The organism is Rhizobium sp. P43, assembly GCF_056730705.1.
Genome location: NZ_CM161539.1, coordinates 569,467 through 596,273, shown reverse-complemented (window position 1 = coordinate 596,273; position 26,807 = coordinate 569,467). Strand labels below are relative to the sequence as shown.

Annotated in this window: 29 protein-coding genes, 1 tRNA gene and 1 pseudogene; 20 read left to right on the top strand and 11 right to left on the bottom strand. The window is 61.4% G+C overall.

Annotation, left to right across the window (positions count from 1 at the left end):
• Window positions 1-130: 130 nt before the first annotated feature.
• Window positions 131-940 (bottom strand): HpcH/HpaI aldolase family protein, encoded by an 810-nt coding sequence (locus tag AC1PUL_RS02820; protein ID WP_480466522.1) that lies wholly within the window; start codon window positions 938-940, stop codon window positions 131-133.
• A 174-nt stretch (window positions 941-1,114) separates the two neighbouring features.
• Here AC1PUL_RS02820 and AC1PUL_RS02815 point away from each other — a divergent pair, with 174 nt between their 5' ends.
• Window positions 1,115-1,783 carry a spermidine synthase gene (locus AC1PUL_RS02815; protein WP_480466521.1) on the top strand — a complete coding sequence of 223 codons (669 nt, stop codon included), beginning with the start codon at window positions 1,115-1,117 and terminating at the stop codon, window positions 1,781-1,783.
• A 218-nt stretch (window positions 1,784-2,001) separates the two neighbouring features.
• Here the strand turns inward: AC1PUL_RS02815 and dgcA are convergent, their stop codons facing one another.
• On the bottom strand, window positions 2,002-2,985 hold the full coding sequence (gene dgcA, locus AC1PUL_RS02810; RefSeq protein WP_480466520.1) for an N-acetyl-D-Glu racemase DgcA: 984 nt from the start codon (window positions 2,983-2,985) through the stop codon (window positions 2,002-2,004).
• A 183-nt stretch (window positions 2,986-3,168) separates the two neighbouring features.
• Here dgcA and mnmA point away from each other — a divergent pair, with 183 nt between their 5' ends.
• The 3 genes from mnmA to AC1PUL_RS02795 all read left to right on the top strand — a co-directional run bounded on the left by mnmA (window position 3,169) and on the right by AC1PUL_RS02795 (window position 5,063).
• Window positions 3,169-4,365 (top strand): tRNA 2-thiouridine(34) synthase MnmA, encoded by a 1,197-nt coding sequence (mnmA, locus tag AC1PUL_RS02805; protein ID WP_480466519.1) that lies wholly within the window; start codon window positions 3,169-3,171, stop codon window positions 4,363-4,365.
• Window positions 4,366-4,523: 158 nt separating this feature from the next.
• Window positions 4,524-4,600 (top strand) — tRNA-Met (locus AC1PUL_RS02800).
• 148 nt (window positions 4,601-4,748) lie between these two features.
• Complete coding sequence (locus tag AC1PUL_RS02795) at window positions 4,749-5,063, top strand: hypothetical protein (protein WP_480466518.1); 315 nt, start codon at window positions 4,749-4,751, stop codon at window positions 5,061-5,063.
• Between the two features lie 9 nt (window positions 5,064-5,072).
• On the opposite strand, the gene AC1PUL_RS02790 is transcribed toward AC1PUL_RS02795, so the two are convergent.
• Entirely contained in the window at window positions 5,073-5,714 is a 642-nt protein-coding gene (locus tag AC1PUL_RS02790) for a ThuA domain-containing protein (RefSeq protein WP_480466517.1), read from the bottom strand.
• Window positions 5,715-5,738: 24 nt separating this feature from the next.
• Window positions 5,739-6,840, bottom strand: a pseudogene (locus tag AC1PUL_RS02785) (Gfo/Idh/MocA family protein).
• 270 nt (window positions 6,841-7,110) lie between these two features.
• On the opposite strand from AC1PUL_RS02785, the gene AC1PUL_RS02780 reads away from it, so the two are divergent.
• A complete protein-coding gene (locus tag AC1PUL_RS02780; protein ID WP_480466516.1) occupies window positions 7,111-7,695 on the top strand; it encodes a transglycosylase SLT domain-containing protein in 585 nt (194 codons plus the stop codon).
• Between the two features lie 335 nt (window positions 7,696-8,030).
• Here the strand turns inward: AC1PUL_RS02780 and AC1PUL_RS02775 are convergent, their stop codons facing one another.
• The 3 genes from AC1PUL_RS02775 to AC1PUL_RS02765 all read right to left on the bottom strand — a co-directional run bounded on the left by AC1PUL_RS02775 (window position 8,031) and on the right by AC1PUL_RS02765 (window position 11,722).
• A complete protein-coding gene (locus AC1PUL_RS02775; RefSeq protein WP_480466515.1) occupies window positions 8,031-9,032 on the bottom strand; it encodes a Tim44 domain-containing protein in 1,002 nt (333 codons plus the stop codon).
• A 283-nt stretch (window positions 9,033-9,315) separates the two neighbouring features.
• Window positions 9,316-10,320 carry a cytochrome d ubiquinol oxidase subunit II gene (cydB, locus tag AC1PUL_RS02770; RefSeq protein WP_480466514.1) on the bottom strand — a complete coding sequence of 335 codons (1,005 nt, stop codon included), beginning with the start codon at window positions 10,318-10,320 and terminating at the stop codon, window positions 9,316-9,318.
• Window positions 10,310-11,722: a cytochrome ubiquinol oxidase subunit I gene (locus tag AC1PUL_RS02765; protein ID WP_480466513.1), complete on the bottom strand. Its 1,413-nt coding sequence runs from the start codon at window positions 11,720-11,722 to the stop codon at window positions 10,310-10,312. Before AC1PUL_RS02765 ends, cydB begins: the two co-directional genes overlap by 11 nt.
• A 377-nt stretch (window positions 11,723-12,099) precedes the next feature.
• Between AC1PUL_RS02765 and AC1PUL_RS02760 the strand changes: the two genes are divergently transcribed.
• From AC1PUL_RS02760 to AC1PUL_RS02750, 3 genes are all read left to right on the top strand, one after another.
• Complete coding sequence (locus AC1PUL_RS02760; protein ID WP_480466512.1) at window positions 12,100-12,471, top strand: helix-turn-helix domain-containing protein; 372 nt, start codon at window positions 12,100-12,102, stop codon at window positions 12,469-12,471.
• A gap of 153 nt (window positions 12,472-12,624) precedes the next feature.
• Window positions 12,625-13,287 carry a hypothetical protein gene (locus AC1PUL_RS02755; protein WP_480466511.1) on the top strand — a complete coding sequence of 221 codons (663 nt, stop codon included), beginning with the start codon at window positions 12,625-12,627 and terminating at the stop codon, window positions 13,285-13,287.
• 80 nt (window positions 13,288-13,367) lie between these two features.
• Complete coding sequence (locus AC1PUL_RS02750) at window positions 13,368-14,210, top strand: hypothetical protein (protein ID WP_480466510.1); 843 nt, start codon at window positions 13,368-13,370, stop codon at window positions 14,208-14,210.
• A 72-nt stretch (window positions 14,211-14,282) separates the two neighbouring features.
• Here the strand turns inward: AC1PUL_RS02750 and serA are convergent, their stop codons facing one another.
• The 4 genes from serA to AC1PUL_RS02730 form a co-directional block, all read right to left on the bottom strand.
• Window positions 14,283-15,878: a phosphoglycerate dehydrogenase gene (gene serA, locus AC1PUL_RS02745; RefSeq protein ID WP_480466509.1), complete on the bottom strand. Its 1,596-nt coding sequence runs from the start codon at window positions 15,876-15,878 to the stop codon at window positions 14,283-14,285.
• Window positions 15,879-15,967: 89 nt separating this feature from the next.
• Window positions 15,968-17,146 (bottom strand): phosphoserine transaminase, encoded by a 1,179-nt coding sequence (locus AC1PUL_RS02740; protein WP_480466508.1) that lies wholly within the window; start codon window positions 17,144-17,146, stop codon window positions 15,968-15,970.
• 203 nt (window positions 17,147-17,349) lie between these two features.
• Complete coding sequence (locus AC1PUL_RS02735; protein ID WP_480466507.1) at window positions 17,350-18,186, bottom strand: outer membrane protein; 837 nt, start codon at window positions 18,184-18,186, stop codon at window positions 17,350-17,352.
• A gap of 261 nt (window positions 18,187-18,447) precedes the next feature.
• Complete coding sequence (locus AC1PUL_RS02730; RefSeq protein ID WP_480466506.1) at window positions 18,448-19,449, bottom strand: LLM class flavin-dependent oxidoreductase; 1,002 nt, start codon at window positions 19,447-19,449, stop codon at window positions 18,448-18,450.
• A 154-nt stretch (window positions 19,450-19,603) separates the two neighbouring features.
• On the opposite strand from AC1PUL_RS02730, the gene ruvC reads away from it, so the two are divergent.
• The 12 genes from ruvC to AC1PUL_RS02670 all read left to right on the top strand — a co-directional run bounded on the left by ruvC (window position 19,604) and on the right by AC1PUL_RS02670 (window position 26,787).
• Window positions 19,604-20,116 (top strand): crossover junction endodeoxyribonuclease RuvC, encoded by a 513-nt coding sequence (gene ruvC, locus AC1PUL_RS02725; RefSeq protein WP_480466505.1) that lies wholly within the window; start codon window positions 19,604-19,606, stop codon window positions 20,114-20,116.
• 56 nt (window positions 20,117-20,172) lie between these two features.
• On the top strand, window positions 20,173-20,424 hold the full coding sequence (locus AC1PUL_RS02720) for an AbrB/MazE/SpoVT family DNA-binding domain-containing protein (RefSeq protein WP_480466504.1): 252 nt from the start codon (window positions 20,173-20,175) through the stop codon (window positions 20,422-20,424).
• 3 nt (window positions 20,425-20,427) lie between these two features.
• Complete coding sequence (locus tag AC1PUL_RS02715; protein WP_480466503.1) at window positions 20,428-20,844, top strand: type II toxin-antitoxin system VapC family toxin; 417 nt, start codon at window positions 20,428-20,430, stop codon at window positions 20,842-20,844.
• 16 nt (window positions 20,845-20,860) lie between these two features.
• On the top strand, window positions 20,861-21,478 hold the full coding sequence (ruvA, locus tag AC1PUL_RS02710; protein ID WP_480466502.1) for a Holliday junction branch migration protein RuvA: 618 nt from the start codon (window positions 20,861-20,863) through the stop codon (window positions 21,476-21,478).
• A gap of 73 nt (window positions 21,479-21,551) precedes the next feature.
• Window positions 21,552-21,839 carry an AbrB/MazE/SpoVT family DNA-binding domain-containing protein gene (locus AC1PUL_RS02705; RefSeq protein WP_480466501.1) on the top strand — a complete coding sequence of 96 codons (288 nt, stop codon included), beginning with the start codon at window positions 21,552-21,554 and terminating at the stop codon, window positions 21,837-21,839.
• Window positions 21,836-22,240, top strand: coding sequence for a PIN domain-containing protein (locus AC1PUL_RS02700; RefSeq protein ID WP_480466500.1), 405 nt, complete (start codon window positions 21,836-21,838; stop codon window positions 22,238-22,240). The genes AC1PUL_RS02705 and AC1PUL_RS02700 overlap by 4 nt, the downstream gene beginning before the upstream one ends.
• Entirely contained in the window at window positions 22,237-23,277 is a 1,041-nt protein-coding gene (gene ruvB / locus AC1PUL_RS02695; RefSeq protein ID WP_185808904.1) for a Holliday junction branch migration DNA helicase RuvB, read from the top strand. Before AC1PUL_RS02700 ends, ruvB begins: the two co-directional genes overlap by 4 nt.
• Window positions 23,278-23,281: 4 nt before the next feature.
• Window positions 23,282-23,797, top strand: a complete 516-nt coding sequence (locus AC1PUL_RS02690; RefSeq protein WP_480466499.1) for an NUDIX hydrolase — start codon at window positions 23,282-23,284, stop codon at window positions 23,795-23,797.
• A 58-nt stretch (window positions 23,798-23,855) separates the two neighbouring features.
• A complete protein-coding gene (gene ybgC, locus AC1PUL_RS02685) occupies window positions 23,856-24,299 on the top strand; it encodes a tol-pal system-associated acyl-CoA thioesterase (protein WP_480466498.1) in 444 nt (147 codons plus the stop codon).
• Window positions 24,300-24,545: 246 nt separating this feature from the next.
• Window positions 24,546-25,265 carry a protein TolQ gene (tolQ, locus tag AC1PUL_RS02680; RefSeq protein WP_298467339.1) on the top strand — a complete coding sequence of 240 codons (720 nt, stop codon included), beginning with the start codon at window positions 24,546-24,548 and terminating at the stop codon, window positions 25,263-25,265.
• Window positions 25,266-25,289: 24 nt separating this feature from the next.
• Window positions 25,290-25,742 carry a protein TolR gene (tolR, locus tag AC1PUL_RS02675; RefSeq protein WP_298467342.1) on the top strand — a complete coding sequence of 151 codons (453 nt, stop codon included), beginning with the start codon at window positions 25,290-25,292 and terminating at the stop codon, window positions 25,740-25,742.
• 10 nt (window positions 25,743-25,752) lie between these two features.
• Window positions 25,753-26,787: a cell envelope integrity TolA family protein gene (locus tag AC1PUL_RS02670; RefSeq protein WP_480466497.1), complete on the top strand. Its 1,035-nt coding sequence runs from the start codon at window positions 25,753-25,755 to the stop codon at window positions 26,785-26,787.
• The last annotated feature ends 20 nt before the right edge of the window (window positions 26,788-26,807 follow it).

The window sequence follows — 26,807 nt, the reverse complement described above, 5'->3', positions numbered from 1 at the left end:
GCTTTCTCTCGACTTGCCGCGACACAGACAATCCGTTCTTCCAGGCTCTCCCGGTCGCAGTCCTAATTGGCATGGACAACGGCTGCCCTCAGAACTGGCCCGCTGCCGCGCGGCACCGAGACCAAGCCGATTACGAATAGCCGCCGGCAGCGGGCGCATCCGAAGGGTCTGCACCCCGCATCTCGGCCGCAAGCGCGGCAGCAGCCCGCGCCAGAAGCCCCGTATCGGTGCCCGTCGCCATGAAGCGCACGCCGGCGCGCCGCGCGAGCGCGATCATCTCCGGATCGCCGGTCATGATGCCTGCCGGCTTGCCGGCCGCCTTGATCTTGCCGATCAGCGCCTCGACCCTCTCCATCACCTCCGGCACCGTCGCCTTGCCGCGATAGCCCATGTCGGCGGAGAGATCGGCAGGCCCGATCAGCACGGCATCGACGCCTTCGACAGCCAGGATTGCATCGGCATTCTCGACACCGAGACGGCTTTCGATCTGGGCAATCAGGCAGACTTGCGCATTGGCCGTATCCGCATAATCGGCGATGCGCCCAAAATTCGAGGCGCGCCCCAGGCTCGCGCCCATGCCTCTGATACCATCCGGCGGATAACGCAGCGCCTTGGCCAGCATGGCCGCCTGCTCGCCCGTCTCGACCATCGGGATCATCAGCGTCTGCGCGCCGATATCCAGCGCCTGCTTGATCAGCCAGGGCTCGCCGACCGGCAGCCGCACGACCGGATGCGAGGGATGCCGGGTAATCGCCGCAAGCTGGGCTGCGATCAGCGGAATATCGTTCGGCCCATGTTCGGCATCGATGAGGATCCAGTCGAAGCCCGCCCCGGCGCAGATTTCCGCCGAATGCGGATTGGCGAGCGCCACCCAGAGCCCGGTCAGGAGCCCCTGGTCTTCACGCAGCGCTTTCTTGAATAGGTTGACGGGGGCGGGCATGGGCAGTCTCCTGGAGATACACGATCCGGCAATTTCACCGGAGAGCTGAAGCTATCCTCGGAAGCGGGATGAACCGCAAGCCTCGTTTTCGATCTACCTTACGGACACGACGTTGAACCCCCGGGCTCCGCCGTGATAGGGGCTGCCGAACTCTTCAAGCGCAGGATTTGCCCCATGCTCCCCTGGATCCAGCTCGACACGGCCAAGATACCCGGCGGCGGCGAATTGCGCCTGAAGCAACGCGGCACGGAATTCTCCATCATGCTCGGCACCAACGAGCTGATGAACAGCCGCCTCAGTGGCTCCGAGGAAGCGCTCGCCACCCTCGCCTTCGAGCGGATCACTGACCACAAGCGCCCGCATATCCTGATCGGCGGCCTCGGCATGGGCTTTACGCTTCGCGCCGCCCTTGCCGTGCTGCCTCAGGATGCGAAGGTGACCGTCGCCGAACTCGTGCCCGCCGTCGTCGACTGGGCGCGCGGCCCGATGGCCGAGATCTATGCCGGCAGCCTCGACGACCCGCGAGTCTCCGTGCATGTCGGCGATGTCGGCGCGCTGATTGCCAAATCCAGGGGACAGTTCGGCGCCATCCTGCTCGACGTCGACAACGGCCCTGACGGCCTCACACGCGAAGCGAATGACGGCCTCTATTCCCATGACGGGTTAAGGAAATCCAAATCCGCCCTAACCCGCGGCGGCGTGCTCGGCGTCTGGTCGCAGGGCCCGGACCCCAGGTTCACACGCCGCTTGAAGGACTGCGGCTATGGGGTGGAAGAGATTCCGGTGAGGGCTGGGCGAACCGGGCGCGGCAAGAAGCATGTGATCTGGATGGCGAAGGCATGAGGGGCTTAATCCGGCGGTAGCGCTTCGACCTGGCCGACACCCCCCTCTGTCACTACGTGACATCTCCCCCACAAGGGGGGAGAGCGGAGCGCCGCGTCTGCCGCACCGAATGCAACCCCAAAGGTGGGTGAAAGGCTAGCGGGGTAGCCAGTCTCCCCCCTTGTGGGGGAGATGTCCGGCAGGACAGAGGGGGGTGCCGTCGGGCAAAACGGGAAAGACTACCCCCACAACCCACGCGGCGGCAGCGGCATCACGGCACCGTCATAGGAAATCACCGGCTCCCGATCCCGCGCCAGAAGCAGCGGCCCGTCGAGATCGACAAAGGCCGCGCCCTGGCCGATCAGAAAGGCCGGGGCCATGGCAAGCGAGGTGCCGACCATGCAGCCGACCATGATCTCGAAACCGGCTTCAACGGCCGCATCCCGCATTGCAAGCGCTTCCGTCAGCCCGCCCGTCTTGTCGAGCTTGATGTTGACGGCATCATACTTGCCCTTGAGGGCAGTAAGCGATGCCGTGTCGTGACAACTCTCGTCGGCACAGACCGGCAGGACCCGATCAAGGCCGAGAAGGGCATCATCAGAACCAGCCGGAAACGGCTGCTCAACCAGCTTTACCCCGAGATCGAGAAAGACAGGCGCCAGTGCCTTGTACTGCTCCAGGGTCCAGCCCTCATTGGCATCGACAATAATGGCGGCGTTCGGCGCGCCAGCCCTGACTGCCCGGATACGCTCGACATCCCCTTCGCCACCGAGCTTGACCTTCAAGAGCGGCCGGTGCGCCTCCTTCTCCGCCGCAGCCTGCATGCTCTCTGGGCTACCGAGCGACAGCGTGTAGGTGACCGAAAGCGGCTTTGGCTCTTTTAACTTTGCAAGTTGCCAGACCGGAAGCCCGGCCCGCTTGGCTTCGAGATCCCAGAAGGCGCAGTCCAGCGCATTGCGCGCAGCGCCCGGCTTCAGCCGGTCCTGCAGCCCTGCCCGGTCCAGCCCCTGAGCCACCTCAGGCACCAGCGCCTTGAGCATCTCGACGACACTGTCCACCGTCTCGCCATACCGCGCATAGGGCACGCATTCGCCCTGGCCCACATGCGCGCCATCCGTCAGCCGCACCGTGACCACCTTCGCCTCGGTCTTCGACCCGCGCGAGATGGTGAAACTCCCGGCGATCGGAAAGCTCTCCGGCGTGACGGTCATATGGACGGGCATTTCTTCGGACCTCCCTGCGGGACACCTCCCGCGAATCGCTGCTCTTGCACGAAGAAGCAATCCTTTCTATATCCGTCAACTAAAGGACCGGTACCGGCAGCAGGTGAAAAACCCGGCAGAGCCTGGCCAAGATCGCCTGAAGCGGCGGGCTGAACGGTCGCATGAAGCACAGAGACGAAGCCCGTGAACACGCTGGATTTTGACAAGAGACCGGAAGATACGCGCGTTGTCGTCGCCATGTCGGGCGGCGTGGACTCGTCCGTCGTCGCCGGCATCCTGAAGCGCGAGGGTTATGACGTCCTCGGCATCACGCTGCAGCTGTATGACCATGGCGCTGCCGTCCATCGCGCCGGCTCCTGCTGCGCCGGCCAAGACATCGACGATGCCCGCCGCGTCTGCGAAACGCTCGGCATTCCCCATTACGTGCTCGACTACGAACAGCGTTTCCGCGACACCGTGATCAACCCGTTCATGGAAAGCTATGTCGCCGGCGAAACGCCGATCCCCTGCGTGGCCTGCAACCAGACGGTCAAGTTCGCCGACCTTCTGGCGACCGCGAAAGAACTCGGCGCCGACGCGCTGGCGACCGGTCATTACATCCGCTCGAAGTCGGTGCCGCTGGCAAACGATCCCGGCCACCGCGCCCTCTTTCGCCCGATCGATAGCGAGCGCGACCAGAGCTATTTCCTCTTTGCCACCACGCAGGAGCAGATCGACTATCTGCGCTTCCCGCTCGGCGCGATGTCGAAGGCGGAAGTCCGCGTGCTCGCTGAAGAGATGGGCCTCGTCGTCGCCCAGAAGGCCGACAGCCAGGACATCTGTTTCGTGCCCCAGGGCAAATATGCCGACGTGATCAACAAGCTGAAGCCGAATGCAGCACTTGCCGGCGAGATCGTCCATCTCGATGGCCGCGTGCTCGGCAGCCACGAAGGCATCCTGCATTACACGATCGGCCAGCGGAAGGGCTTGGGCGTCGCCACCGGCGAGCCGCTCTACGTCATCTATCTCGACGCCCGCTCGCGCCGCGTTATCGTCGGGCCGAAGGAAGCGCTGGAAACCCACCGCGTCTACCTGCGCGACATCAACTGGCTGGGCGACCGCACGCTGGCGGAAGACGCAAGTGACGGCATGCCCTGCTTCGCCAAGGTCCGCTCCACCCGACCGCCGACGCCTGCCGTCCTGCATGCAGACGACAAGGGTGTCTATGTCGATCTCGAAATCGGCGAAGCCGGCGTCGCCCCCGGCCAGGCCTGCGTGCTCTATTCGGCAACCGGCGCCGACGCCCGCGTCTATGGCGGCGGCTTCATCGAGCGGTCTGAACGCTCCGGCACGGCCGAAAGCGCCCTGAAGGCGCTTCTCGCCAGCCCCGTGGCGGCCTGAGGCAGCGGCTTTCGGGCCGCTCTCAAGCTCATCAGTCAAGCCGGTGGAAAGCCACGCTGTTTTTGCCCAAACCGCGCTTGACTTTGATCGGACCCTCGCCTTATAAGCCGCCCATCGCTTCGGACGGCGACGGCTTCAAGCCCAGATGTCCGATGTGTGGCGGGGTAGCTCAGGTGGTTAGAGCGTGGGATTCATAACCCCAAGGTCGGCGGTTCAAGTCCGCCCCCCGCTACCAAGATTCTCCAGTTTAGCAGATTGTTAGTTCGACTAAGTGGCGCAGCGCTTCGGCCTGTGGCTGCTGATTATTTGCCATTCTTGACGCCCAACCAATTTCTCGCAAAGATTGCACCAATCATCGTGACACCGAAATTGGATGATGTTCCATGGTCAACGAAACGCCGAAGCGCCGCATAGCAACGGCAGCCGCCTTGAAAGACAGCGACGACGGTGGCACATTTGATGCCATGGAACAGCGCGTCAAAGCCCTCGAAGACGATATGAAACGGGTCCTGCAGGATACCGCCGAGATCAAGGCCATGCTGCGCGCTGCACCGTCCGCGATTGAGTTCGGCGAGCTTAAAGGCCGCGTCAACAGCCTGCCGACCATGGGAAAGGCCGCCGCAATGCTGTCGATTGCGACTGCCGTGATCGTCATCCTGAACAACTGGGCCGCAATTCGCGGCTGGCTGATCGGCTAGGCGCTCCCCTCACCGAGCCGCCCAAACCAACCCTCTCCGCACAATCTCCCGCATCTGCGGCACCTCGAACTCCGCCGCCTGGTGGCCGAGCGAGGAGTAGAACACCCTGCCCTGCCCGTGCCGGCGCTTCCAGACGACCGGCATCACATGCCCATCGATCCAGGCATCATGCTCGCCGGTAAAGGTCGTCGTCGCCAGCACCTCGTTGTTCGGGTCGACATGCATGTAATACTGCTCGGAGCGATAGGGGAAATCGCCGATGCCGGAGACCAGCGGGTCCTCGGGCTTCACGATATTGACCGTGTAATCATAGATATTGCCGGGATGGGCGACCCACTGGCCGCCGATCATATATTGATACTGCACGCAGTCGCGAAAACTGTCGCCCGCCTGGCCGTGGAAACCGCCGAGGCCGACGCCGCCGCGAATGGCGAGTTCCAGGTTCTCGATCTCGGGCTTTTCGATCTTTGTCATCGTCAGCATCGGCACGATGAGGCTGTAGTCGCGGATCGCGGGATCGGCAAAGGCCTCCGTGCCCGCTTCGACGCGGACGGTGAACCCTTCGGCCTTCAGCATGTCGGAGACGATGGCCGCACATTGTTCGGGCTGGTGTCCGTCCCAGCCGCCCCAGCAAATCAGAACCTGACGCATGTAAATTTCCTTCTGAAAATGAACTTAGCGGCCGATCAAGCCGTCGACGAGCGACTGTTCGAGCGGCGCCGGCCGCTCGACACTGGTGGTGATCTTGACTGTCTCGCCCCGGTCGGAGGCCGTCTGGAAGGCTTCCATGACTTCGAGCACATGCAGCGCGAGATCCCCATTTGCCCGATGCGGTCGGTTAGACAGAATGGCATGTGCCATGTCGGCGACGCCAAGCGAGCGCCAGTTGCCTTCGGCGTAAGGCAGCGTCACGGGCTTGCCCTGCGCTTCACCGGTCAGCGGCAGGACGAAGACGTCGCCGCCGAAATGATTGGGATCCGGCACGATCAGCGTGCCCTCGGTGCCATAGACCTCGAGCGGCTTGTGCCAGTGCGCCGCGACATCGAAGCTCATGGAGATCTGCACCACCGCCCCGTTGGCGAAGGACATGAGCCCCGCGACATGCGTCGGCACATACACGGGGATCGTCTCACCCCGGCGTGGCTCGCTGCCGATCTTTCTCGTGTCGCGCACCTTGGTGGCAAAGCCCGCCACCTTCTCCACCGGGCCGAAGAGATTGACGAGATCGGTGATGTAGTAGGGGCCCATGTCGAGCATCGGCCCGCCGCCGGCCTCATAGTAGAAGTCCGGATTGGGATGCCATCGCTCATGGCCGGGGCACATGAAGTAGGCCGTGCCGCCGATCGGCTGGCCGATCACGCCTTGGTCGATCAGCCCGCGCGCTGTCTGATGCGCGCCGCCGAGAAAGGTGTCGGGCGCAGACCCGACCCGGAGATTGAGCGACTTCGCCGTTTCGACGAGCCGCTTGCCTTCGGCAAAGGTCACGCCGAGCGGCTTTTCCGAATAGACATGTTTGCCCGCCGCGAGCGCTTTCAGCCCCACTTCGACATGCGCCTTGGGGATCGTCAGGTTGACGATGATCTGCACGTCCGGATCGGCATAAAGCGACTCGATCGAACGCGCAGGCACACCGAATTCAGCGGCCCGCGCCTGGGCGAAGCTCCGTGTTGAGGTCGGCGATGCCGCAAACCTTCAGGATCGGAAAATGCTGGAGCGCCTTGAGATAAGCGCCTGAAATATTGCCGCATCCGATGATGCCGATGCCGACCTGCTGCATGCCCTGCATATCCTCGCTCCCGGACGAACGTCCACCTGCGACCGCCGGGCAAGGACATGACTGCCCCTCCTCGCTGCCTAACGATCGCCCGGCAGACTGGTGGCAAATGCGACTGACGTCAACGCCTGTTTCTCGCCTGGCGAGCATGCGAGGCCGCTCTCGACCGGCGCCCCCTCCCCCGATAGAGGGATGCGAGATCCGGGGGCGGTTAAGAAAACCTTTCGTTAAATTTTAATGAATAGAATGGCAGGCCTGTAGCGAGGTTTTGTCATGCGTACCGCTCTTTACTCTGCCCTCGGCGTCATGCTGATGCTGTCGGCCTGTGCCAAACCGCCATCCCAGACCCGCAATGCCTGCGCGATTTTCGAGCAGCGCGACGGGCTGTTCAACAACTGGCGACGGGCTGCCATCGCTGCCGAACGCGAATATGGCGTGCCGGTGCCGATCCTGATGGCGACGATTTATACGGAATCCAGTTTCCGCCACAACGCCAAGCCGCCGCGCAAGATGATCTTCGGCTTCATCCCCGGCAAGCGTCAGTCGAGTGCCTATGGCTATTCCCAGGCGCTTGACGGCACCTGGGAACGCTACCAGCGCGAAACAGGCCGCTGGGGCGCCCGCCGCACGGATTTCTCCGACGCCATCCGCTTCATCGGCTGGTACCACCGTCAGACCGCCGACAAGCTGAACATCCCGCTGAACGACCCCTACAAGCTCTATCTCGCCTATCACTCCGGCCATACCGGCTATCTCCGCGGCGCCTACAACAAGCGTCCGGAGGCGCTGCGGGGTGCGAAGCGATTTACCGATATCACCTACACCTACGCCCGCCAGCTGCAGCAGTGCCCGGGTTGAGGGTGAGGCTTTAAGTTTCGGAGCAAGGTGTACCCCCCTCTGTCGGCTACGCCGACATCTCCCCCTCAAGGGGGGAGATTGCCGGTCGCCGTTGAGACCACCTGACCAGGTGTCATCTTTACGCAGTACAACCGCTATAGAAGAACCCCAGACCTCGGCATGAATGGCAGCGAGATCGGGATCCCCGATCCAATCTCCCCCCTTGAGGGGGAGATGTCCGGCAGGACAGAGGGGGGTACCGCGAGCAGCAACCTGATCAAGCCCCGAACGCCCATAAACAAAAACCTCCCCACCGAACCCGGCAGGGAGGTCTCAATCATCAACGAATGGCCAGATCAGTTTGCGCTCTGGATCGCCGAGATCTGCCACTGGGTGTTCGGCCGGCGGGCGAAGGTCCAGATCTCGACCGATTCCACCGGCGTGGTCGCATCACCCTCGACCACATCTCCGCTCTGACGGTCGACGACATAGTCGATCGCCTCGTAGCGCATGGCAACGGTGGCGTATTCCATCTTGTCTTCGGCCCAGCTTTCGGCCACGTCGCCCTGAACGAGATGCACGTCGCGCACTTCGTTCTTGACGCCCTTGGTTGCGTTTTCGCTCAGCTCCTCGGCGAGATAGGACATGGCTTCCGGCGTGGTGATCCGACGCAGCGCGCCGTAATCTTCAGCTGCATACGCGCGCTGCATCTCCTGCAGCAGCTCCTCGAAGCGCTCGAGATCCTTCGGCGTGATGCCAAGTTCATCCGGCTGGGCGGCACGACGGGCCGATGCCACGGACGAGACCCCACCGCCAAGCTTCGGGATCTGGAAGCTCGGACGAGCCTGATCACCGCTCTGGTTGTCGCGCGCCATGCCGCCAAAGCCGCCGAAGCCCGGAGGATTGCCGGCGCCGGAGGTTGCAGCCTGGCGATTGGCGAACATGCGCATCGCAAAGCGGATCAGGAAGAAGATCAGCAAGCCCTGCAGCAGCAGGCCTAGGAAGCCCATGGCACCGCCAAAGCCGGTGCCCATCATCATGCCGAACAGACCGCCGAGCAGCAGGCCGCCCATCAGACCGCCGGCGAGACCGCCGAACAGGCCGGGGCGCGTGGCCTGGTTGGCGGCCGTGGACGGATTGGTTGCAGGCTGGCTTGCGTTGGTGCGCGGGGTCATGGTGCGCTCGATCGGCGCGGCCGGCGTCGGTGCCGTCCGGGTTGCTGCCGGAGCATCGAAAGTGCGCGTGCCGCGGCTGCCGAGACCGCCTGAAGCGCGACGCGCCTCGGCATAGTCGACGGCGATCAGCGTCACCATCATGCCCAGAGCCAGCGTCGCGAATGTCTTTGCGTATTGCCGCATGTTGTTTCCTGTCCTCCTCGAAACAGTCTTGGATGCCCTTGCGGGCTTGTCCCCCATATGGAGTGAGCTCGCTCTCTTTTGAAGGGATTGCGCGCCGATTTCCATTGAATTTCAGGTGATCAGGCTGGTCCGATAAGCCGATACATCAGTTTCATCAGGAGGGTTGAGGATCAGGCGCCAAGCCAGAGCTTGATGATGCCGCCGATGATGGTGATGGCGAGGACCCCGCCGGCCCAGAGGCCGACAAACCAGAGAAGACGGCTGGCGATCAGGCGCTTGTCCATCAGTGATAGCCCTCGTCCGGATTGAGCTTTCCACGGAAGACCCAATAGGCATAGGCCGTGTAGCCGAGGATCATCGGCACGAGGATGACGGCCCCGACCAGCAGGAAGGCAAGGCTTTCGTCGGGGGCGGCAGCCTCCCAGATGGTCAAAGATGTCGGCACAATATACGGATAGAAACTGATCCCAATCCCGGCATAGCCGAGCACGAAGAGACCCAAGGCAGCCAGGAACGGCCGCGCATCATGGCCCTTCCTAAGTCCATTGACGATGACATAAAGGCAACCGAGCACCAGAGCCGGCACGACGACCGAGAAGATCAGCGTCGGGAACTTGAACCAGCGCTCGAAATAGAGGGGTTCCAGCCAGGGCGTCCAGAGGCTGAAAACGCCCATCGCCGCGACGGTTGCAAACGACAGCGGCAGCGCGAAGGACCGTGCCCGATCCGCGATTTCGCCCTCCGTCTTCATCACCAGCCAGGTCGCTCCAAGCAGTGCATATCCGATGACGAGGGCGGCACCTGTCGCCAGCGAAAAGGGCGTGAGCCAGTCCCACCAGCCGCCGGAATAGGCACGATCGGTCACGGGTATTCCCTGCACCAGGGCCCCAAGCGCCACACCCTGGAAGAAAGCAGCGACAAATGATCCACCGGCAAAGGCCCAGTTCCACAGATATTCGGCGCGTTTGGTGCGCCAGCGATATTCGAAGGCAACGCCGCGGAAGATCAGGCCGAGCAGCATGATGATCAGCGGGGCGTAAAGGGCAGGCAGGATCGTCGCATAGGCAAGCGGAAAGACAGCGAGCAGACCGCCACCGCCCAGCACCAGCCAGGTCTCGTTTCCGTCCCAGACAGGCGCCACCGAGTTCATCATCAGGTCCTTCTCGTGCTTCTCCGGGAAGAAGGGGAAAAGAATGCCGACGCCGAGATCGAAGCCGTCGAGGATGACATAGGCGAGCACGGCAAAAGCGATAATGCCGGCCCAGATGAACGGAAGATCAATGGGCATGACGGCCTCCATGGTGTCCGGGCTGGGCGGCCGGCGTGATGCCGGACGCGCGGATCGGTCCATCGTCGAGATCCGGCATGGGATCACGCGGCAGGCGGCCCATCAGGCGCAGGATGTAGAAGGTACCGGCCCCGAAGACGATGAAGTAGACCACGATGAAGGCGATCAGCGACGCCGCGACCGCAGGCGCGGCAACCGGCGAAATCGAATCCGCCGTCAAGAGATGGCCATAGACCGTATAGGGCTGACGGCCGACTTCGGTGGTGATCCAGCCGGCAAGCACCGCGACGAAGCCGGAGGGCCCCATGACCAAGGCAGCGCGATGCAGCCAGTCATTTGTATGAAGCGTGCCCTTCCAGCGGCACCAGAGCGAGAAAAGACCGACACCCAACATGGCAAAGCCAATGCCGACCATGACGCGGAACGACCAGAAGACGATCGCCACCGGCGGCTCCTTGTCGTCAGCGACGGTGTCGAGACCGGCGAGCGGAGCGTTCAGGTCATGCTTGAGGATGAGGCTCGAAAGCTTTGGAATTTCGATGGCATAATCAACCCGCTTCTCCGCCTCGTTCGGGATGCCGAACACGATCAGTGGCGCGCCGTCCGGATGGCTGTCGAAATGCCCCTCCATGGCCATGACCTTGACCGGCTGATGCTCCAGCGTGTTCAGGCCATGCATGTCTCCAGCGAAGATCTGGATCGGCGCGACAATCGCGGCCATCCACATCGCCATCGAGAACATCTTTCCGGCACGTCGTGGGGCAGTCCCTTTCAGAAGATGCCAGGCGCCGACGGCGCCGACCACGAAGGCCGTCGTCAGATAGGCGGCGATCACCATGTGGACGAGGCGATAGGGGAAGGACGGATTGAAGACGATGGCCCACCAGTCGGTGGGAACGAACTGCCCCTCCGCATTCATCGCAAAACCAGCGGGCGTCTGCATCCACGAATTGACTGACAGGATCCAGGTCGCCGAGATCAGCGTGCCGAAGGCGACCATCAGCGTGGCGAAGAAATGCAGGCCCGGACCAACCCGGTTGCGGCCGAACAGCATGACGCCGAGAAAGCCAGCTTCGAGGAAGAAGGCGGTGAGGACTTCGTAGCCCATCAAGGGGCCGATGACCGGTCCTGCCTTGTCCGAGAACACCGACCAGTTCGTGCCGAACTGGTAGGACATGACGATGCCGGAAACGACACCCATACCGAAGGCGACCGCGAAGATCGTCTTCCAGAAGTCGAAAAGCTCCAGATAGACCCTGTCCTTCTTCCACAGATAGAGGCCTTCGAGCACGGCGAGGTAGCTCGCCAAGCCGATGGAAAAGGCGGGGAAAATGATGTGGAACGATACGGTAAAAGCGAACTGCATGCGTGCCAGGAGCTGGGCGTCGAAGTGTTCGAACATGGCTGTCCTTCCTTCTCTCCTCCCGGAGATGTCACCAGTCAGATATACCCTGGCACCACTGAGGCAATGCGACAACCCGCCATGCGTCAGTTCAACGCATATGATTTTTCATATGCAAGTGAGATGCGGTTGGCCCATGCGCCACTAACGGGAACGGCGCGAATTTGATCCCGCCCCTTCCTTCTCCATGTCCGATCGGGGATCCAAACCTTTCCCCACAACTTCCGCCAGAGATAACGCAACTATTAATTGATTTTTTGTTGTCTGCGCAATTTTGTGGATAGGAAATGCACACGGGGTAATCCCTGTGATCTCATGGCCAAAATTGGTCTCTTGCAGACGTGAAGAATGTCCACCTTTAGGCAGGGGTTAGCACAATGGCAGACCACTCCGGGCAGCTCCAGCAAGTTCGTCGGCGAGGGATGCGGCTGCGAACTGCCATGGTGGCGAAAGGTTATCACAAACAACACGCCTTCGCCGTTGCCCTGAACGTCAGCCAAAGCACCGTCACGCGATGGCTAGCCAACGGCCCCATGTCGCTCGAGAGCGCGGCGGACATATGCTCGCTCCTCGACATCTCGCTGGATTGGCTGGTCCTTGGGCGCGGGAAAATGACGTCAGAGCCCACGGCGCACCGCTCCGACACAGCCGCTTCGGAGGGCCTTGAGAAGATCCTCCGTCTATATGAGGGGCTCCCCACAACCTCCCGGAAACTCCTGGATTCGTTCCTTCAATCGCTAAACGCTTGAATGGCAGCAATTCTTGCGCGCGACGCAACGAAGGAAGGCGCGAATTGCGCAGGCATAAATTGATTAATCGATAAAACAACTATCTCAGGTGGCATTTTCCTTCCTGGCATCGTCAGCGGTCCATCGGCCGCGTGCCGCTTAAGGGAGAAAGAAATGGCCACCTACACAATCAGAATCCGCAACCTTTCTGGCTTCGTGAAAAGCTATGTTTGCTTCATGGAGCCGCCGATCATCGGATCAAAGGGCGGGTCCCCCGAAGTCTATACAAATGCCTGGGTGACGTTCGAGGGCATCACGTCCGGCAGCAACGACACCGTGACTTACACCGATGAGACATCGGCCTACTGGGCGCAGGTACCGGAGCAGGTTGCTCCCGGCACCACGATGGGCATTGCCGGCGACATCGCGGTCAATACGGCCACACAGGATACCGTCCCGTTCCTCGGCGCCGCCGAGACCGGCGGCGTCGGCTTCGGTCGACTCACCCCTGGGGGTGCACGAACAGGTTCGTTCCGGATCGTCAGCAATTGTGATTTCAACGCAACCAACGGCTACCTCTTCGGTCTGGCGCGTCCAGGCAATATCCCCGGCATCCCCTCTCCGGTCGCCACCTTCGTCGCGCAACCCAACGAGACTTACGACATCACGCCGGTGATCAAGTTCTACGTGGCCGACGGCCTCTACACACCCGGATCGATCATCGACTATGCCCAGGCATCGACCACGGCACAGACGATCGACTTCACCGGCCGTTCGCAGACGAATGTGGTCGTAACTCAGGCGGCGAACGGCTCCTTCTCGGCCGAATACTACTGACGCCGCCACCTCAGGGGGAGCGATGGCATTGATGGTCATCGCTCCTTGTCACCAACCCCAATCAAGACCAGGAGGATCAAATGGTTGGCTTCAGCCAATTTACCACGCCTGCCGGCAATGTGGCGCCACAGGTGGTCGGACAGCGTTTTGCCGGTGAATTCTCCAACACCGCGACGTTCACCGGCAAATGCGCGGACGGCGAGTACCGACAATATGTCAAAGGCGAATTCAAGGTGGACGGGTCCAAGCTCGCCCATCGCCTGTGCGGCGAGGTGTTTCTCGACAAGGACAGTTTCTTCGAGGACGGCTGCCCTCCCGGACGCGCGCCAGGGGTCCGTGCCTATGGCTATCGCAGCCGTGTCGGAGACAGCTACGACAAGTATACCCCCAGCCAGGCAGACGGCTGCAGTTACTTCATGTTCGACGCTCCCGGCTTTAACAATGTCGAGAAAGGCAAGACCTACAAGATCGCCTTGAGTTTCAAAGGTACACTGATAGATACGGCGGACAGCAACAAGGTTCTTGTCAGTAAGGAATGGACTGTCAACGGCGAGACCACGATTGCGATGGAGCGCGAGGCTGTCATGTCAGAGCCACTCCCCCAGACCATCCCGATTGCTTCTGACGACTACATCCTCGCTGCGTACCAGACGGTCAACGAGGATACATGCCAACCGGAAATACATGTGGTGATCGCGCGAAAGCCGGGCCTTGCCCCGCTGGATCCGACTTCGATCCTCGTGGAGGTCACCGATAAAGACGACGGCGTGATCTTGGCCGATAAGCCCGTGGTCCACGAGGTCGGTGATCAGCGGTCGGCAACCGCAACGGTCGTGCTTGCCCTGCCGAAGGAGGCGGTGGCCAAGAGCGTGCGTGTTTCCAGCAAGGTCAACGCCGTCCTGATCCCCGTCAGCCAGCGCTGACGCCAGGTGACGTCAACACAAAAAAGCCCGCCGCAACGTAAGCTGCGGCGGGTCCATCGCAAGCGACATCAATCAGTCGACGTTGAACACCAGCGGCTTGGCCTGCTTGATCGCCGGATTGGCGGTCAGCTGGTCGAGAACTGCCTGCTCGACGGGACCGTCGACATAAAGAAGCGCAATCGCATCGCCGCCTTCCTTGTCGCGACCGAGCTGGAAGTTCGCGATGTTGACCTTCGCATTGCCGAGCGTCGTGCCCATGAAGCCGATCATGCCGGGCACGTCGGTGTTGGAGATGTAGATCATGTTCTGACCGACATCGGCATCCATGTTGATGCCCTTGATCTGGATGAAACGCGGCTTCCCGTCCGAGAAGACGGTACCGGCAACCGAGCGGGTCTGCTTTTCCGTCGTGATCGTCAGCTTGATATAGCCGTCGTAGACGCCGGTCTTGTCGCGCTTCACCTCGGAGACGATGATGCCCTTCTCCTTCACCATGATCGGCGCAGAGACCATGTTGACGTCGGCCACCAGCGGACGGATCAGGCCTGCCAGCAACGCCGAGGTGAGCGCCTTGGTGTTCATGCCGGCGGTCACGCCATCATAGAGGATCTCGATTTCCTTGATCGGGTTCTCGGTCATCTGGCCGGCAAACGAGCCGAGCACGTCGGCAAGACGGATAAAGGGCTTCAGGATCGGCGCTTCCTCAGCCGTGATCGACGGCATGTTGATGGCATTCGAGACGGCACCCTTCATCAGATAGTCCGACATCTGCTCGGCGACCTGAAGCGCGACATTCTCCTGGGCTTCCGTGGTGGATGCACCAAGATGCGGGGTGCAGACGACGTTCGGCAGGCCGAAGAGCGGGCTTTCGGTCGCGGGCTCGACCTCGAAAACATCGAAGCCGGCACCGGCGACATGGCCGGACTTGATGGCTTCAGCCAGAGCTGCCTCATCGACCAGACCGCCACGAGCGCAATTGATGATGCGCACGCCGGGCTTCGTCTTGGCGATGTTTTCCTTGCCGAGGATGCCGCGGGTCTTGTCGGTCATGGGCACGTGCAGCGTGATGAAGTCAGCACGCGCGAGAAGGTCGTCGAGCTCGACCTTCTCGACACCCATCTCCTGAGCACGTTCAGCCGAGAGGAAGGGGTCATAGGCAATGACGGACATGCCAAGGCCGATCGCCTTCTTGCAGACGATGCCGCCGATATTGCCGGCGCCGATAACGCCGAGCGTCTTGCCGGTGATCTCGACACCCATGAACTTCGACTTTTCCCACTTGCCGGCCTGGGTCGAGGCATCGGCCTGCGGCAGCTGGCGGGCAACGGCGAACATCAGGGCGATGGCGTGTTCCGCCGTCGTGATCGAATTGCCGAAGGGCGTGTTCATCACGATGATGCCGCGCTTGGAGGCCGCCGGGATATCGACATTGTCAACGCCGATGCCGGCGCGGCCGATGACCTTGAGGTTGGTCGCGGCAGCGATCAGCTTTTCCGTCGCCTTGGTGGCGGAACGGATGGCCAGACCATCATATTTGCCGATGATTTCGGCGAGCTTTTCCTTGTCCTTGCCGAGCTTCGGCTGGAAATCGACTTCGACGCCACGATCGCGGAAGATCTGGACGGCGGTTTCCGAGAGTTCGTCGGAGACGAGAACGCGAGGTGCCATGACGAGGCCTCCTATGAGAGAGTTCGTTTGAATGGAATGATAAGAATTGCGGGGCTCCGCCCGTCAGGCGGAGCCGTTATGATCCAGGATCAGGCAGCAGCCTTGGCCAGAGACGCCTTCTGCGTCTCATAGGCGAAGGAGAGCCAGGGCATCAGAGCAGCCATGTCAGCAGTCTCGATCGTGGCACCGGCCCAGATGCGCAGACCGGCCGGCGCATCACGGTAAGCACCGATGTCATAGGCGACACCCTGCTTTTCCAGAATGGTGGCAATGCCCTTGGCAAAGGCGGCCTGGGCGTCGGCATCGAGTGCCGTGACCTCAGGGTCAACGATCTTGACGCAAACCGAGGTGTTGGAGCGCGTCGCCGGATCAACGGCGAGATTGGCGATCCAGTCGTTCTTTTCGATGAAATCGAAGATGACCTTGGCATTGGCATCGGCCCGCGCGATCAGAGCCTCAAGGCCACCGATCGACTTCGCCCACTTCAAGGCATCGATATAGTCTTCGACGCACAGCATCGACGGCGTGTTGATCGTCTCGCCGACAAAGATCCCTTCGATCAGTTTGCCGCCCGAGGTCATGCGGAAGATCTTCGGCAGCGGCCAGGCCGGAACATAGGTCGTCAGACGCTCGACAGCGCGCGGGGACAGGATGATCACGCCGTGACCGCCCTCGCCGCCCAGCACCTTCTGCCAGGAGAAGGTGGTGACATCGAGCTTCGAGAAGTCCATGTCCTGGGCAAAGGCTGCCGAGGTTGCGTCGCAGATGGTGAGGCCCTTGCGATCCGCAGGGATGAAATCGGCATTCGCGACGCGAACGCCCGAGGTCGTACCGTTCCAGGTAAAGACCACGTCACGGTCGAAATCAACTTGCGTCAGGTCCGGGAGAAGGCCGTAATCGGCATTGAACTTGCGGACATCGGCAAGCTTCAGCTGCTTCACCACATCGGTGACCCAGCCGGCGCCGAAGCTCTCCCAGGAGAGCATGTCAACGCCGCGCTCGCCGAGCAGCGACCACATGGCCATTTCGACGGCGCCCGTATCGGAGGCCGGAACAATGCCGATGCGGTAGTCAGCGGGAACGTTGAGAATTTCGCGGGTCAGGTCGATGGCCAGTTTCAGCTTTTCCTTGCCAACCTTGGCGCGGTGCGAACGACCGAGCGGGGCATCGGAAAGCGCGTCGAGCGACCAACCGGGACGCTTCGAGCAGGGGCCAGACGAAAAATGAGAGTTTGCCGGACGCGCGGCGGGGGCGATCACATCAGCCATATAGATACCCTTCCAGGTAATTAGCCTCTCGTTGGGGAGAGGTGTCCCGCCGTCGGAATTACTCTTGTCGACGAATCCAGTCAAGCGGGGTGGCGTCGCTTAGAGCAAAATTTTTGTTCCGTCCGCGCCGCGTCATCTGATGGCTGCTGAAACGAAAAAGGGCCGCCCGAAGGCAGCCCTTTGTATCGATCCTGAAATCGAGCTTACTTGTAGACCGGCAGTTCCGGCGGCGGCTCATAGGCAACCGGAGTTTCGCAGCCGCCGAACACGTAACGTGCGCCGGCATGCAGGCTGTGGCTGGTAAAGCCCTTGTCATAGCCCGGACCGCCGTTGAGGGCGTAGCCGAACATGTCGCCGCCTGCGGTGTGGCGGAAGCGATAGCCGACATCAGCCTTGACGTTGCAGGTCACGTCGATCGAGGCGCCGGCCATAAGCTGGTAGGCGAAGCGCCAGCTGCCCTTGCCTTCATGCTCGACGGTCGCGTCGCAGTTGGAAGAATTGTTGTCCGCGCAAGATGTATTGCGAAGTTTGTCCCACTTCACATAGGAGCCACCGATACCACCGCCGATATAGGGGGTGAAATAGGCATAGGTGCCCAGATCGACATAGGCGTTGGCCATCAGCGTGTAGGCGCGCATGCTGGTGATGTCGCGCGATGTACAAGCGGTCGCAACACCACAAGATCCCCGGGTAGAGCCGGCGAACTCGGAATCGAAGAGGTAGTCGAAGGTCAGGTCAGAGCGCAGATAGCTGTTGATCTGGTAACCGACACCGGCGCCGAGCCAGAAGCTGTCCTTGATCGACGACGTGGCAAAATCAACTTTGTTGTCGTTGCTGCCCTGGAAATAGTTTGCGCCGCGCAGCTTGTTGAAGCTGTAGCCGAGGTCGCCGCGCAGGTACCAGCCAGAGGCTTCGGCCACGGCAACTTCCGGTGCATCGACATAAACGGGCTGCGGCTCAGGCTGATAAACATCGGCAGCATAGGCAGCCGAGCTGGCGAGCAAGGCAGCCGTTGCCGCGGCAAGAATGGTTTTCGTCATGACAGGATACTCCAAGTCCCAGCGTTGTCGCGTCAGGCTGTCTCACGCCTGACATCCTGAATTGGGACAGATAATGGAGCGCAAAGGTTAAGTTGGGATTAACTACAGATCTTAACTCTAGTCATTATTCATTTGCTTACCGTGATACTGTCACGGTGCCGTCAATCCCCAAAACAAAGCCCATGGAAGCCCGGGGGAGCATCAGCTCACAAACAGAATTGGTAAATCACGTTTCAAACGATGCGTGCTTGAGACGTATTCTCACACCGGCTGAGCAACACGCTCACGCAGCCCCGCGAACAGCTCGACGGACCGCAGACGGGCTTCGAGATTGTGCAAGGGCGTCGAAACAATGAGTTCGTCGGGACGAACCTCAGCGATAAAGCGCTCGAGCTTGTCCGCAGCCGTTTCGGGCGATCCGACGATTGCGTAGCGCAGCGTATGCTCGACGCCGATGCGCTCGATCTCCGTCCACATCCCCTCCATCGTCTCGACCGGACGCGGGAACGGACGTCGGACATTGCGACGCAGATTGACGAACTGCTGCTGCGCCGAGGTGAAGAGACGCGCGGCCTCAGGGTCCGTATCGGCCATCGCTGCCATCACGCCGACCATAACATAGGGCTTTTGCAGATCCGCAGACGGCTGGAAGCGTTCGCGATAGATAGCGACGGCATCGAGAAGCTGATCGGGCGCGAAATGCGACGCGAAGGCGTAAGGCAGTCCCAGCGCCGCCGCCAGATGCGCGCTATAGAGGCTGGACCCCAGGAGCCAGATCGGAATATGGCTCTTGATCCCGGGAACGGCAATCAGTCCGCCCTCATCGTCCGGCTCCCCGAGCAGGCGTTGCAGCTCAAGAATATCGTGCGGGAAAGTCTCAGCGCCGGCTTCCATATTGCGTCGGAGGGCGCGCGCCGTGCGCATATCCGTTCCCGGCGCGCGGCCGAGACCAAGTTCGATCCGCCCAGGATAGAGCGCCTCCAGCGTTCCAAACTGTTCGGCAATGATGAGCGGCGCGTGGTTTGGCAGCATAATCCCGCCGGAACCGACCTTGATCGTCTCGGTCCCCGCCGCAACATGGGACATCACAAGCGTGGTCGCGGCGCTGGCAATGCCGGGCATGCCGTGATGCTCGGCGAGCCAGAAACGCTGATATCCGCTTTTCTCAGCCACCTGTGCCAGCCTTCGCGAGGCATCCAGCGCTTCGCGAACAGTGTGGCCTTCGGCAACGGGAGAGAGGTCGAGAATGGAAAACGGTATCATCTTTTTTCAGGCCTTCGGACGGTGAACCCTTCATGTAGTCTTGCGGGATCGCGCACCCAAGAGGTGACGAACATTAAATTTCATCACTTCTTTTGTTTTTGTTTTGTTCACATTTGGCTGGCACATCGGATGAGAACTGCACTAGGATCTCTCCATGACCTCTACGATTCGCATCATCGGCATTGACCCGGGCCTCCGCCGCTGCGGCTGGGGCGTCATCGAGACGCTGGGCAACTCGCTGCGCTTCGTTGCCTCAGGCACGGTGACCTCCGATGGCGACATGGATCTGGCCTCCCGCCTCTGCCAGCTGCATGACGGGCTGGCCGATGTCGTCCACACCTACAAGCCCGATGAGGCAGCCGTCGAGCAGACCTTCGTCAACAAGGATGCGGTGGCAACGCTGAAGCTCGGTCAGGCGCGCGGCATTGCCATGCTGGTCCCTGCCCGTGCCGGCCTGCCGGTTGCCGAATACGCGCCGAATGCCGTGAAGAAGTCCGTCATCGGCGTCGGCCATGGCGAAAAGCAGCAGATCCACATGATGCTGAAGATCCTGATGCCCAAGGCCGAATTCAAGGGCAATGACGCCGCCGACGCACTCGCCATCGCCATCTGCCACGCCCACAATCGCGGCGGTGACAGGATGCGCAAGGTCCTCGCCTCCGCCTGATTTGTTCTTGACTTGTTCCGATGGTAGGATTTATTCTTACTGCATTGGAGGCAAACATGCGAGTCACATCCAAGGGCCAGGTGACCATTCCCCGCGATCTGCGCGAACTGGTTGGTATAGAGCCAAATTCCGAAGTCGTATTCACCGTCGAGGACGGCCGGCTGATGCTTGCGCCCAAGAACGGGGCGCAGGCTCTCAGGGAAAATCAGCGTCTAGCTGGACTGATGGAGACGCTCTCGCGGCTGGAAGGCACAGGCGATCAGGATGTTGACGCAGATGCTCTGATGCAAATCACACGGGACCGCTAGGTTATGGCGGTACTCGTCGATACGAACGTGCTCGTTGATGTGGCCGTGCGCGATCCGAAATGGCTTAGCTGGTCTCGCGGCCAGCTCTTGCGTCTGGCGCGCGACGAGCCGCTTGTAATCAATCCGATCATCTATTCGGAGTTTTCAGTTCGATACTCCGATCGCGATAGCGTGGACGCCCTCCTGCCGGTTTCGGATTTCCATCGCGAAAGCCTCCCCTGGGCAGCCGCTTTCGCAGCTGGCGTGGCATTCAGGATCTACCGTCTCGCAGGCGGGAGACGTGAGCGCGTGCTGCCGGATTTCCTGATCGGGGCCCATGCCGCCATTCGGGGTCACAAGATCCTGACCCGGGATCCAAAAGGCTATCGCAGCTACTTCCCCGATCTCGAGATCATCTCCCCCGACACCCATCCCCTGTAACGCGACGGACGCATCCATGATCGGCAAACTCAAAGGCACCATTGACGAGATTGGCGACGACTATGTTCTCGTCGACGTGCACGGCGTCTGCTACGTCGCCCACTGCTCGTCGCGAACGCTGTCGCGTATCGGCTCGGCCGGCGAGGCGGTCGTGCTCTTCATCGAAACCTATGTCCGCGAAGATCAGCTGAAACTCTTCGGCTTCCTGAGCGCGCTGGAGCGCGAATGGTTCAACATCCTGCAGAGCGTCCAGGGCGTCGGGGCCAAGGTGGCGCTGGCTGTGCTTTCCACCCTCACCCCGTCGGAACTCGCCAATGCGATCGCGCTGCAGGACAAGGCTGCGATCTCCCGCGCTCCCGGCGTTGGACCAAAGGTTGCGCTGCGTCTCGTCACCGAACTGAAGAACAAGGCCCCCGCCTTTGCCGGCGAAGCCGCCGCCAATATCGGCCTCAAGCAAGAACTCGGCGAAGGTGTGGCCTCCGCGCCCGTCGCCGATGCAGTCTCAGCGCTCACCAATCTCGGCTATTCCCGTGATCAGGCTGCAAACGCCATCGCAGCCGCCTTGAAGAACGGCGGCGAAGGTGCTGATAGCGCCAAGCTGATCCGGTTGGGGCTGAAGGAGCTGTCGCGGTGAGTTGTCCTCCGAATTTGTCTCATTCCGACATTTCTGATAAAGTTGGAAAAACATATAAACGTCGGAGACTCTGATGAAAGTATGGGAAGTCACCATGTCTGCCAAAGGTCAGATCACCATTCCCAAAGAAATGCGTGAGCTGCTCAATCTCAGTCCCGGCGATCAGTTGGTCTACAGCGTGGTCGACGGCGAAATTGTCATCACTCCCAAGAACATCGACCTCAAGGATCTGGCCGGTTTTCTCGGCAATCCGCCAAACGGACGGGCCACAGTGGAGGAGATCGACGAAGCGGTGGTGCGGGCGGCAGGCGCAAACGCACTCTCCACCGGGGGTGACGATCCCTCGGATCTTGCGGCATGACACTCCTCGGCCTCGATACCAACATCGTGATCCGGCTTCTAACCAATGACGATCCGGATCAACGGCGTCTGGCTCTGCGTTTTGCCGAAGGGCTTGGAAAGGACTACCTCGCCTTTCTCCCCCTGATCTGCGTATTGGAACTGGATTGGGCATTACGCTCGCAACTTGGCTACGGCAGACGCGAAGCCTCGACGGCGATCGCGAAATTGCTACAGGTCCGGGGCCTGACCGTCGAAAGCCACGACCTCGTCGTAAAGGCGCTGCGGCAGGTCGACCAGAAGAATGCAGACTTCGCCGACGCCTTGATTGCGGCCCGATCTCTTCAAGAAGGCTGCGCCTCCATAAAGACCTTCGACAAACGCGCCGCCTCCCGCGTGCCCGGCATGGAACTTCTCGCATGATGACCAACAACCCCATCCTCTCGCCCGAAAAAAAGGGGGAAGACCTCGATGCGGCACTCCGCCCGCAGTCGCTCGACGATTTCACCGGGCAGGCGGAAGCACGCGCCAATCTCAAGATCTTCATCGAGGCCGCGAAGAACCGGGGCGAAGCGCTGGATCACGTGCTCTTCGTCGGCCCTCCCGGCCTCGGCAAGACGACGCTGGCCCAGATCATGGCCAAGGAGCTCGGCGTCAACTTCCGTTCGACATCAGGCCCTGTGATCGCCAAGGCTGGCGATCTCGCGGCCCTTCTGACCAATCTCGAAGAGCGCGACGTTCTCTTCATCGACGAGATCCATCGCCTGAGCCCCGCCGTCGAGGAAATCCTCTATCCGGCCATGGAGGATTTCCAGCTCGACTTGATCATCGGCGAAGGGCCGGCCGCCCGTTCGGTGAAGATCGATCTGTCGAAATTCACCCTCGTTGCCGCCACCACCCGTCTCGGCCTTCTGACCACCCCGCTGCGCGACCGCTTCGGCATTCCTGTGCGGTTGAATTTCTACACGGTCGAGGAACTGGAATCGATCGTCCGCCGTGGCGCCCGCCTCTTGAACCTGCCGATGACCGAGGACGGCGCACGCGAAGTTGCCCGACGCGCCCGCGGCACCCCGCGCATCGCTGGCCGCCTGTTGCGCCGTGTGCGTGACTTCGCCGAAGTGGCCCGTGCCGAAGCGGTAACCCGAGAGATCGCCGACGCGGCGCTGACGCGGCTGAACGTCGACAATATGGGCCTCGACCAGCTCGACATGCGCTATCTCTCGATGATCGCGGTGAATTTTGGCGGCGGCCCCGTCGGCATCGAAACCATCGCGGCAGGCCTCTCCGAGCCGCGCGACGCCATCGAGGATATCATCGAGCCTTACATGATCCAGCAGGGTTTCATCCAGCGCACCCCGCGCGGTCGCGTGCTGACGGCGACCGCCTGGAAGCACCTCGGCATGACGCCACCAAAGGACCTCGAGGCGGCACAATTCCGGCTGACGCTTGAGGATGATTGAGACAGTGTCCAGACGCACTCTCATCACCATCAAGGACGGCAAGCGGCGCTTCAACCATCGCATTGCTGGCCTCGCCTTCCGCGATGGCCACGTGCTCGTCCATCGCGCCACCCACGAGAGTTTCTGGACATTTCCCGGCGGCCGGGCCGAGATCGGCGAGACCTCGACGGAAACACTTGTGCGCGAAATGCAGGAGGAACTGGGCGTCGAGGCAGTGGTCGGCCCGCTGCTCTGGATCGTCGAGAACTTTTTCGATTACGAGGGCAAGGCCTGGCATGAACTCGGCCTTTACTACCGGATGGAGATCCCGGACCACTTCCCCTTCCATCCGGCAGACATTATCCACCGCAACGAGGACGGCAAGAACAGCCTCGAATTCAAATGGGTGCCGGCGACACGGCAAGCCCTGAACGCCCTGGATATTCCTCCCTACTTCATTGCGGACGAGATCGAATCCTTGCCGACCGCACCGAAGCATATCGTCTGGCATGACGGCGATCTCGACGAGAAACAGAGCTGAGACTGGTTTCGCCCTGTGGCTTCTGCTAGGTGCCGCCTGATATCAGCGAGGACAAAGCGTGGGCGAGACAAGATCCATTTCCCTCTCCGGCGAAATCATCGACGGCGTGCACCACCTCACCCAGCGCGTCTATTACGAAGACACCGACTTTTCCGGCGCCGTCTATCATGCCCGTTACCTGCATTTCATGGAGCGCGCCCGCACCGATTATCTGCGCTGCCTCGGCGTCGAGCAGTCGGATCTTTTTGCCAGCTCCGATGAAGGCCTTGCCTTCATGGTTCACCGCATGGAGATCGACTTCAAGGCCCCTGCCCGCATGGACGATGTCATCGGCGTCGTGACCCGAACGGAAAAGGCCGGCGGGGCGAAGATGGTCCTGCAACAGGAGATCCGTCGCGATGACCTGCTGCTGATCGCCGCCAAGGTCGTGATCGCCGTCGTCAACCGCAATGGCCGGCCACGCCGTCTTCCGGAAGACCTCGCCCGCCAGTTCCTCGCATGATGTCACAAAGCCCTGATCAAGGCCTCCGGTAACCCCTTTTTAACCTTAATCGCGTCTTACTCCGAGCTAGGAAGTTTGTGCAGCGCACGCCTTCCTTTGACCAAATTTTCATACCAGAAGCAGTCTGGGAGCTAAGGCGGGAAAAGGGTTTCGGCGGCAGCGACCGCGCAAGTTTTCCACCAGTTGAGCTCATGTCGTCGCCCGGTCCAACCCACCGGGCGTTTGGATTTCGGGGAATTGAAGGCGATGGAACAAGTTGGAATGGCAGCAGCAGTGCATGACGTGAGCCTCTGGGGCCTCTTCATGCAGGCAGGCCTGATCGTCAAGCTCGTCATGATCGGACTTCTGGTCGCCTCCGTCTGGACCTGGGCGATCGTCATTGACAAGTATTTGAGCTTTGCCCGCGCCCGCCGCCAGTTCGATCAGTTCGAACAGGTCTTCTGGTCAGGCCAGTCCCTGGAAGAGCTCTACCGCACGCTCGCCGAGCGCAACAACACCGGTCTCGCAGCCATCTTCGTCGCCGCCATGCGCGAATGGAAGAAGAGCTTCGAGCGCGGTGCCCGTTCGCCGATCGGCCTGCAGATGCGTATCGACCGCGCCATGGACGTCACCATGGCCCGTGAGTCCGAGGCGCTTGAATCGCGCCTGTCGTCGCTCGCCACCATCGGCTCTGCCGGTCCCTTCATCGGCCTGTTCGGAACCGTCATCGGTATCATGACCTCGTTCCAGGCCATCGCCGGCTCCAACAATGCAAGCCTTGCGGTCGTTGCGCCTGGTATCGCCGAAGCGCTGCTCGCGACCGCCATTGGCCTGATCGCAGCTATTCCCGCCGTTATCGCCTACAACAAGTTCTCCGGCGAAGCCGGCAAGCTGTCGGCGCGCATGGAAGGCTTTGCAGACGAGTTTTCGGCCATTCTTTCCCGTCAGATCGACGAGAAGCTGCAGCCCCGCCAGGCGGCACAGTAAGGCCCGGAAGGCAGGAGACGCATCATGGGTATGTCGGTCGGTAATGGTGGTGGTGGCGGAGGACGTCGCGGACGTCGCGGCGGCAAGCGTACGCTTGTCAGCGAAATCAACGTCACGCCCTTCGTCGACGTCGTTCTCGTGCTCCTGATCATCTTCATGGTTGCGGCACCGATGATGACGGTCGGCGTGCCGATCGACCTGCCGCAGACCCAGGCCAAGGCGATGAGCAGCGAAAACCAGCCGATTACCGTCTCGGTCAATCCGGCCGGCGAAATCTATCTGCAGGAAACGGCCATTCCGATCGAGGAAGTCGTGCCGAAGCTGCAGGCAATCGCCACCACCGGCTACAATGAACGCATTTTCGTGCGCGCCGATACCGCCGCCACCTATGGCATCGTCATGCAGGTCATGGCGCGGATTTCGGCCGCCGGCTTTACCAATATCGGTCTCGTGACCCTGCAGGAACAGCAGAACTGATCGGACGGACATGAAGGGCAGCCTCTTCGCATCCTCGCTTGTGCACGGACTGGCGCTCTCCGCAGCGCTGGTGAGCCTTGGCTCGCCCGCAAAGCTGGAAATGGCGCCGATGGAAACCTTGCCTGTCGACATCGTGCCGATCGAAGAATTCACGCAGATCCAGAAGGGCTCGAAGGACGCGCCGCTGGCGGAGAAATCCGCTCCGGTTCCGACCAAGAAGCCGCCGATCGCCGAACCGGCCGAGCACTTCGGCGACAACGAAGTCGATCTGAAATCGCCGCCGACCCCGTCACAGCGCCCGGTCGAACAGGAAGTGGCGGCCGCACCCAAGAAAGTCGAGACGCCCGCGCCTACGCCGGATCCCAAGGCGAACGAGGTGAAGGAGATCGTCAAGGAAGAGACGGCTCCGCCACCGGAACCGGAAACTCCACCGGCCGAAGAAGCGCCGCCGGAAGAGACCGTCGCAGAAGAAATCCCGCTGCCCGAGCAGGCGCCGATCCCGGCTGCCCGCCCGAAGCCCGAGCTCGCCAAGCCGGCAGAAAAGAAGCCGGCCCCCAAGCCCGACGCCAAGACGGACACCAAGGCTCAGGAGACCGCGAAGTCCAAGCCGCAGATGGAAAGCGACTTCAACGCAGACGAGGTGGCAGCACTTCTCAACAAGACGGATGCGGCCGGCGGTGGCGCGCGCCGATCGACCGACCAGGAAGCCCTGGGCGGCGAGACGGACACGGGCGGCTCCACGCTCAGCCAGAGTGAACTCGATGCGCTGCGCGGCATCATCCAGGAAAACTGGCTGATCACCCCCGGCATGGCCGATGCGGCAGATGTCCGTATCCGCGTCACCTTCCGCCTCGATCAGAACGGGGCGCTGATCGGCGAACCCGAGGCAACCGCGTCCGGCGGATCTCCACAGGCACAACAGGTGCTGATGAGCGGCGCCGTGCGCGCCGTGCGCAAGTCCGCTCCCTTCACCAATCTTCCCCCGGACAAATACGACGCGTGGTCCGAAGTTGTCGTCAACTTCGACCCCAGCGAACTGATGTAAGAGCTGAAAGGCTTGGTAAG

Bases quoted from the DNA above. Each gene is read 5' to 3' on its own strand.
- AC1PUL_RS02820 (WP_480466522.1), bottom strand. From the start codon at position 940: ATGCCCGCCCCCGTCAACCTATTCAAGAAAGCGCTGCGTGAAGACCAG.
- AC1PUL_RS02815 (WP_480466521.1), top strand. From the start codon at position 1,115: ATGCTCCCCTGGATCCAGCTCGACACGGCCAAGATACCCGGCGGCGGC.
- dgcA (WP_480466520.1), bottom strand. From the start codon at position 2,985: ATGCCCGTCCATATGACCGTCACGCCGGAGAGCTTTCCGATCGCCGGG.
- AC1PUL_RS02795 (WP_480466518.1), top strand. From the start codon at position 4,749: ATGGTCAACGAAACGCCGAAGCGCCGCATAGCAACGGCAGCCGCCTTG.
- AC1PUL_RS02790 (WP_480466517.1), bottom strand. From the start codon at position 5,714: ATGCGTCAGGTTCTGATTTGCTGGGGCGGCTGGGACGGACACCAGCCC.
- AC1PUL_RS02780 (WP_480466516.1), top strand. From the start codon at position 7,111: ATGCGTACCGCTCTTTACTCTGCCCTCGGCGTCATGCTGATGCTGTCG.
- AC1PUL_RS02775 (WP_480466515.1), bottom strand. From the start codon at position 9,032: ATGCGGCAATACGCAAAGACATTCGCGACGCTGGCTCTGGGCATGATG.
- cydB (WP_480466514.1), bottom strand. From the start codon at position 10,320: ATGCCCATTGATCTTCCGTTCATCTGGGCCGGCATTATCGCTTTTGCC.
- AC1PUL_RS02765 (WP_480466513.1), bottom strand. From the start codon at position 11,722: ATGTTCGAACACTTCGACGCCCAGCTCCTGGCACGCATGCAGTTCGCT.
- AC1PUL_RS02760 (WP_480466512.1), top strand. From the start codon at position 12,100: ATGGCAGACCACTCCGGGCAGCTCCAGCAAGTTCGTCGGCGAGGGATG.
- AC1PUL_RS02755 (WP_480466511.1), top strand. From the start codon at position 12,625: ATGGCCACCTACACAATCAGAATCCGCAACCTTTCTGGCTTCGTGAAA.
- AC1PUL_RS02750 (WP_480466510.1), top strand. From the start codon at position 13,368: ATGGTTGGCTTCAGCCAATTTACCACGCCTGCCGGCAATGTGGCGCCA.
- serA (WP_480466509.1), bottom strand. From the start codon at position 15,878: ATGGCACCTCGCGTTCTCGTCTCCGACGAACTCTCGGAAACCGCCGTC.
- AC1PUL_RS02740 (WP_480466508.1), bottom strand. From the start codon at position 17,146: ATGGCTGATGTGATCGCCCCCGCCGCGCGTCCGGCAAACTCTCATTTT.
- AC1PUL_RS02735 (WP_480466507.1), bottom strand. From the start codon at position 18,186: ATGACGAAAACCATTCTTGCCGCGGCAACGGCTGCCTTGCTCGCCAGC.
- AC1PUL_RS02730 (WP_480466506.1), bottom strand. From the start codon at position 19,449: ATGATACCGTTTTCCATTCTCGACCTCTCTCCCGTTGCCGAAGGCCAC.
- ruvC (WP_480466505.1), top strand. From the start codon at position 19,604: ATGACCTCTACGATTCGCATCATCGGCATTGACCCGGGCCTCCGCCGC.
- AC1PUL_RS02720 (WP_480466504.1), top strand. From the start codon at position 20,173: ATGCGAGTCACATCCAAGGGCCAGGTGACCATTCCCCGCGATCTGCGC.
- AC1PUL_RS02715 (WP_480466503.1), top strand. From the start codon at position 20,428: ATGGCGGTACTCGTCGATACGAACGTGCTCGTTGATGTGGCCGTGCGC.
- ruvA (WP_480466502.1), top strand. From the start codon at position 20,861: ATGATCGGCAAACTCAAAGGCACCATTGACGAGATTGGCGACGACTAT.
- AC1PUL_RS02705 (WP_480466501.1), top strand. From the start codon at position 21,552: ATGAAAGTATGGGAAGTCACCATGTCTGCCAAAGGTCAGATCACCATT.
- AC1PUL_RS02700 (WP_480466500.1), top strand. From the start codon at position 21,836: ATGACACTCCTCGGCCTCGATACCAACATCGTGATCCGGCTTCTAACC.
- ruvB (WP_185808904.1), top strand. From the start codon at position 22,237: ATGATGACCAACAACCCCATCCTCTCGCCCGAAAAAAAGGGGGAAGAC.
- tolQ (WP_298467339.1), top strand. From the start codon at position 24,546: ATGGAACAAGTTGGAATGGCAGCAGCAGTGCATGACGTGAGCCTCTGG.
- tolR (WP_298467342.1), top strand. From the start codon at position 25,290: ATGGGTATGTCGGTCGGTAATGGTGGTGGTGGCGGAGGACGTCGCGGA.
- AC1PUL_RS02670 (WP_480466497.1), top strand. From the start codon at position 25,753: ATGAAGGGCAGCCTCTTCGCATCCTCGCTTGTGCACGGACTGGCGCTC.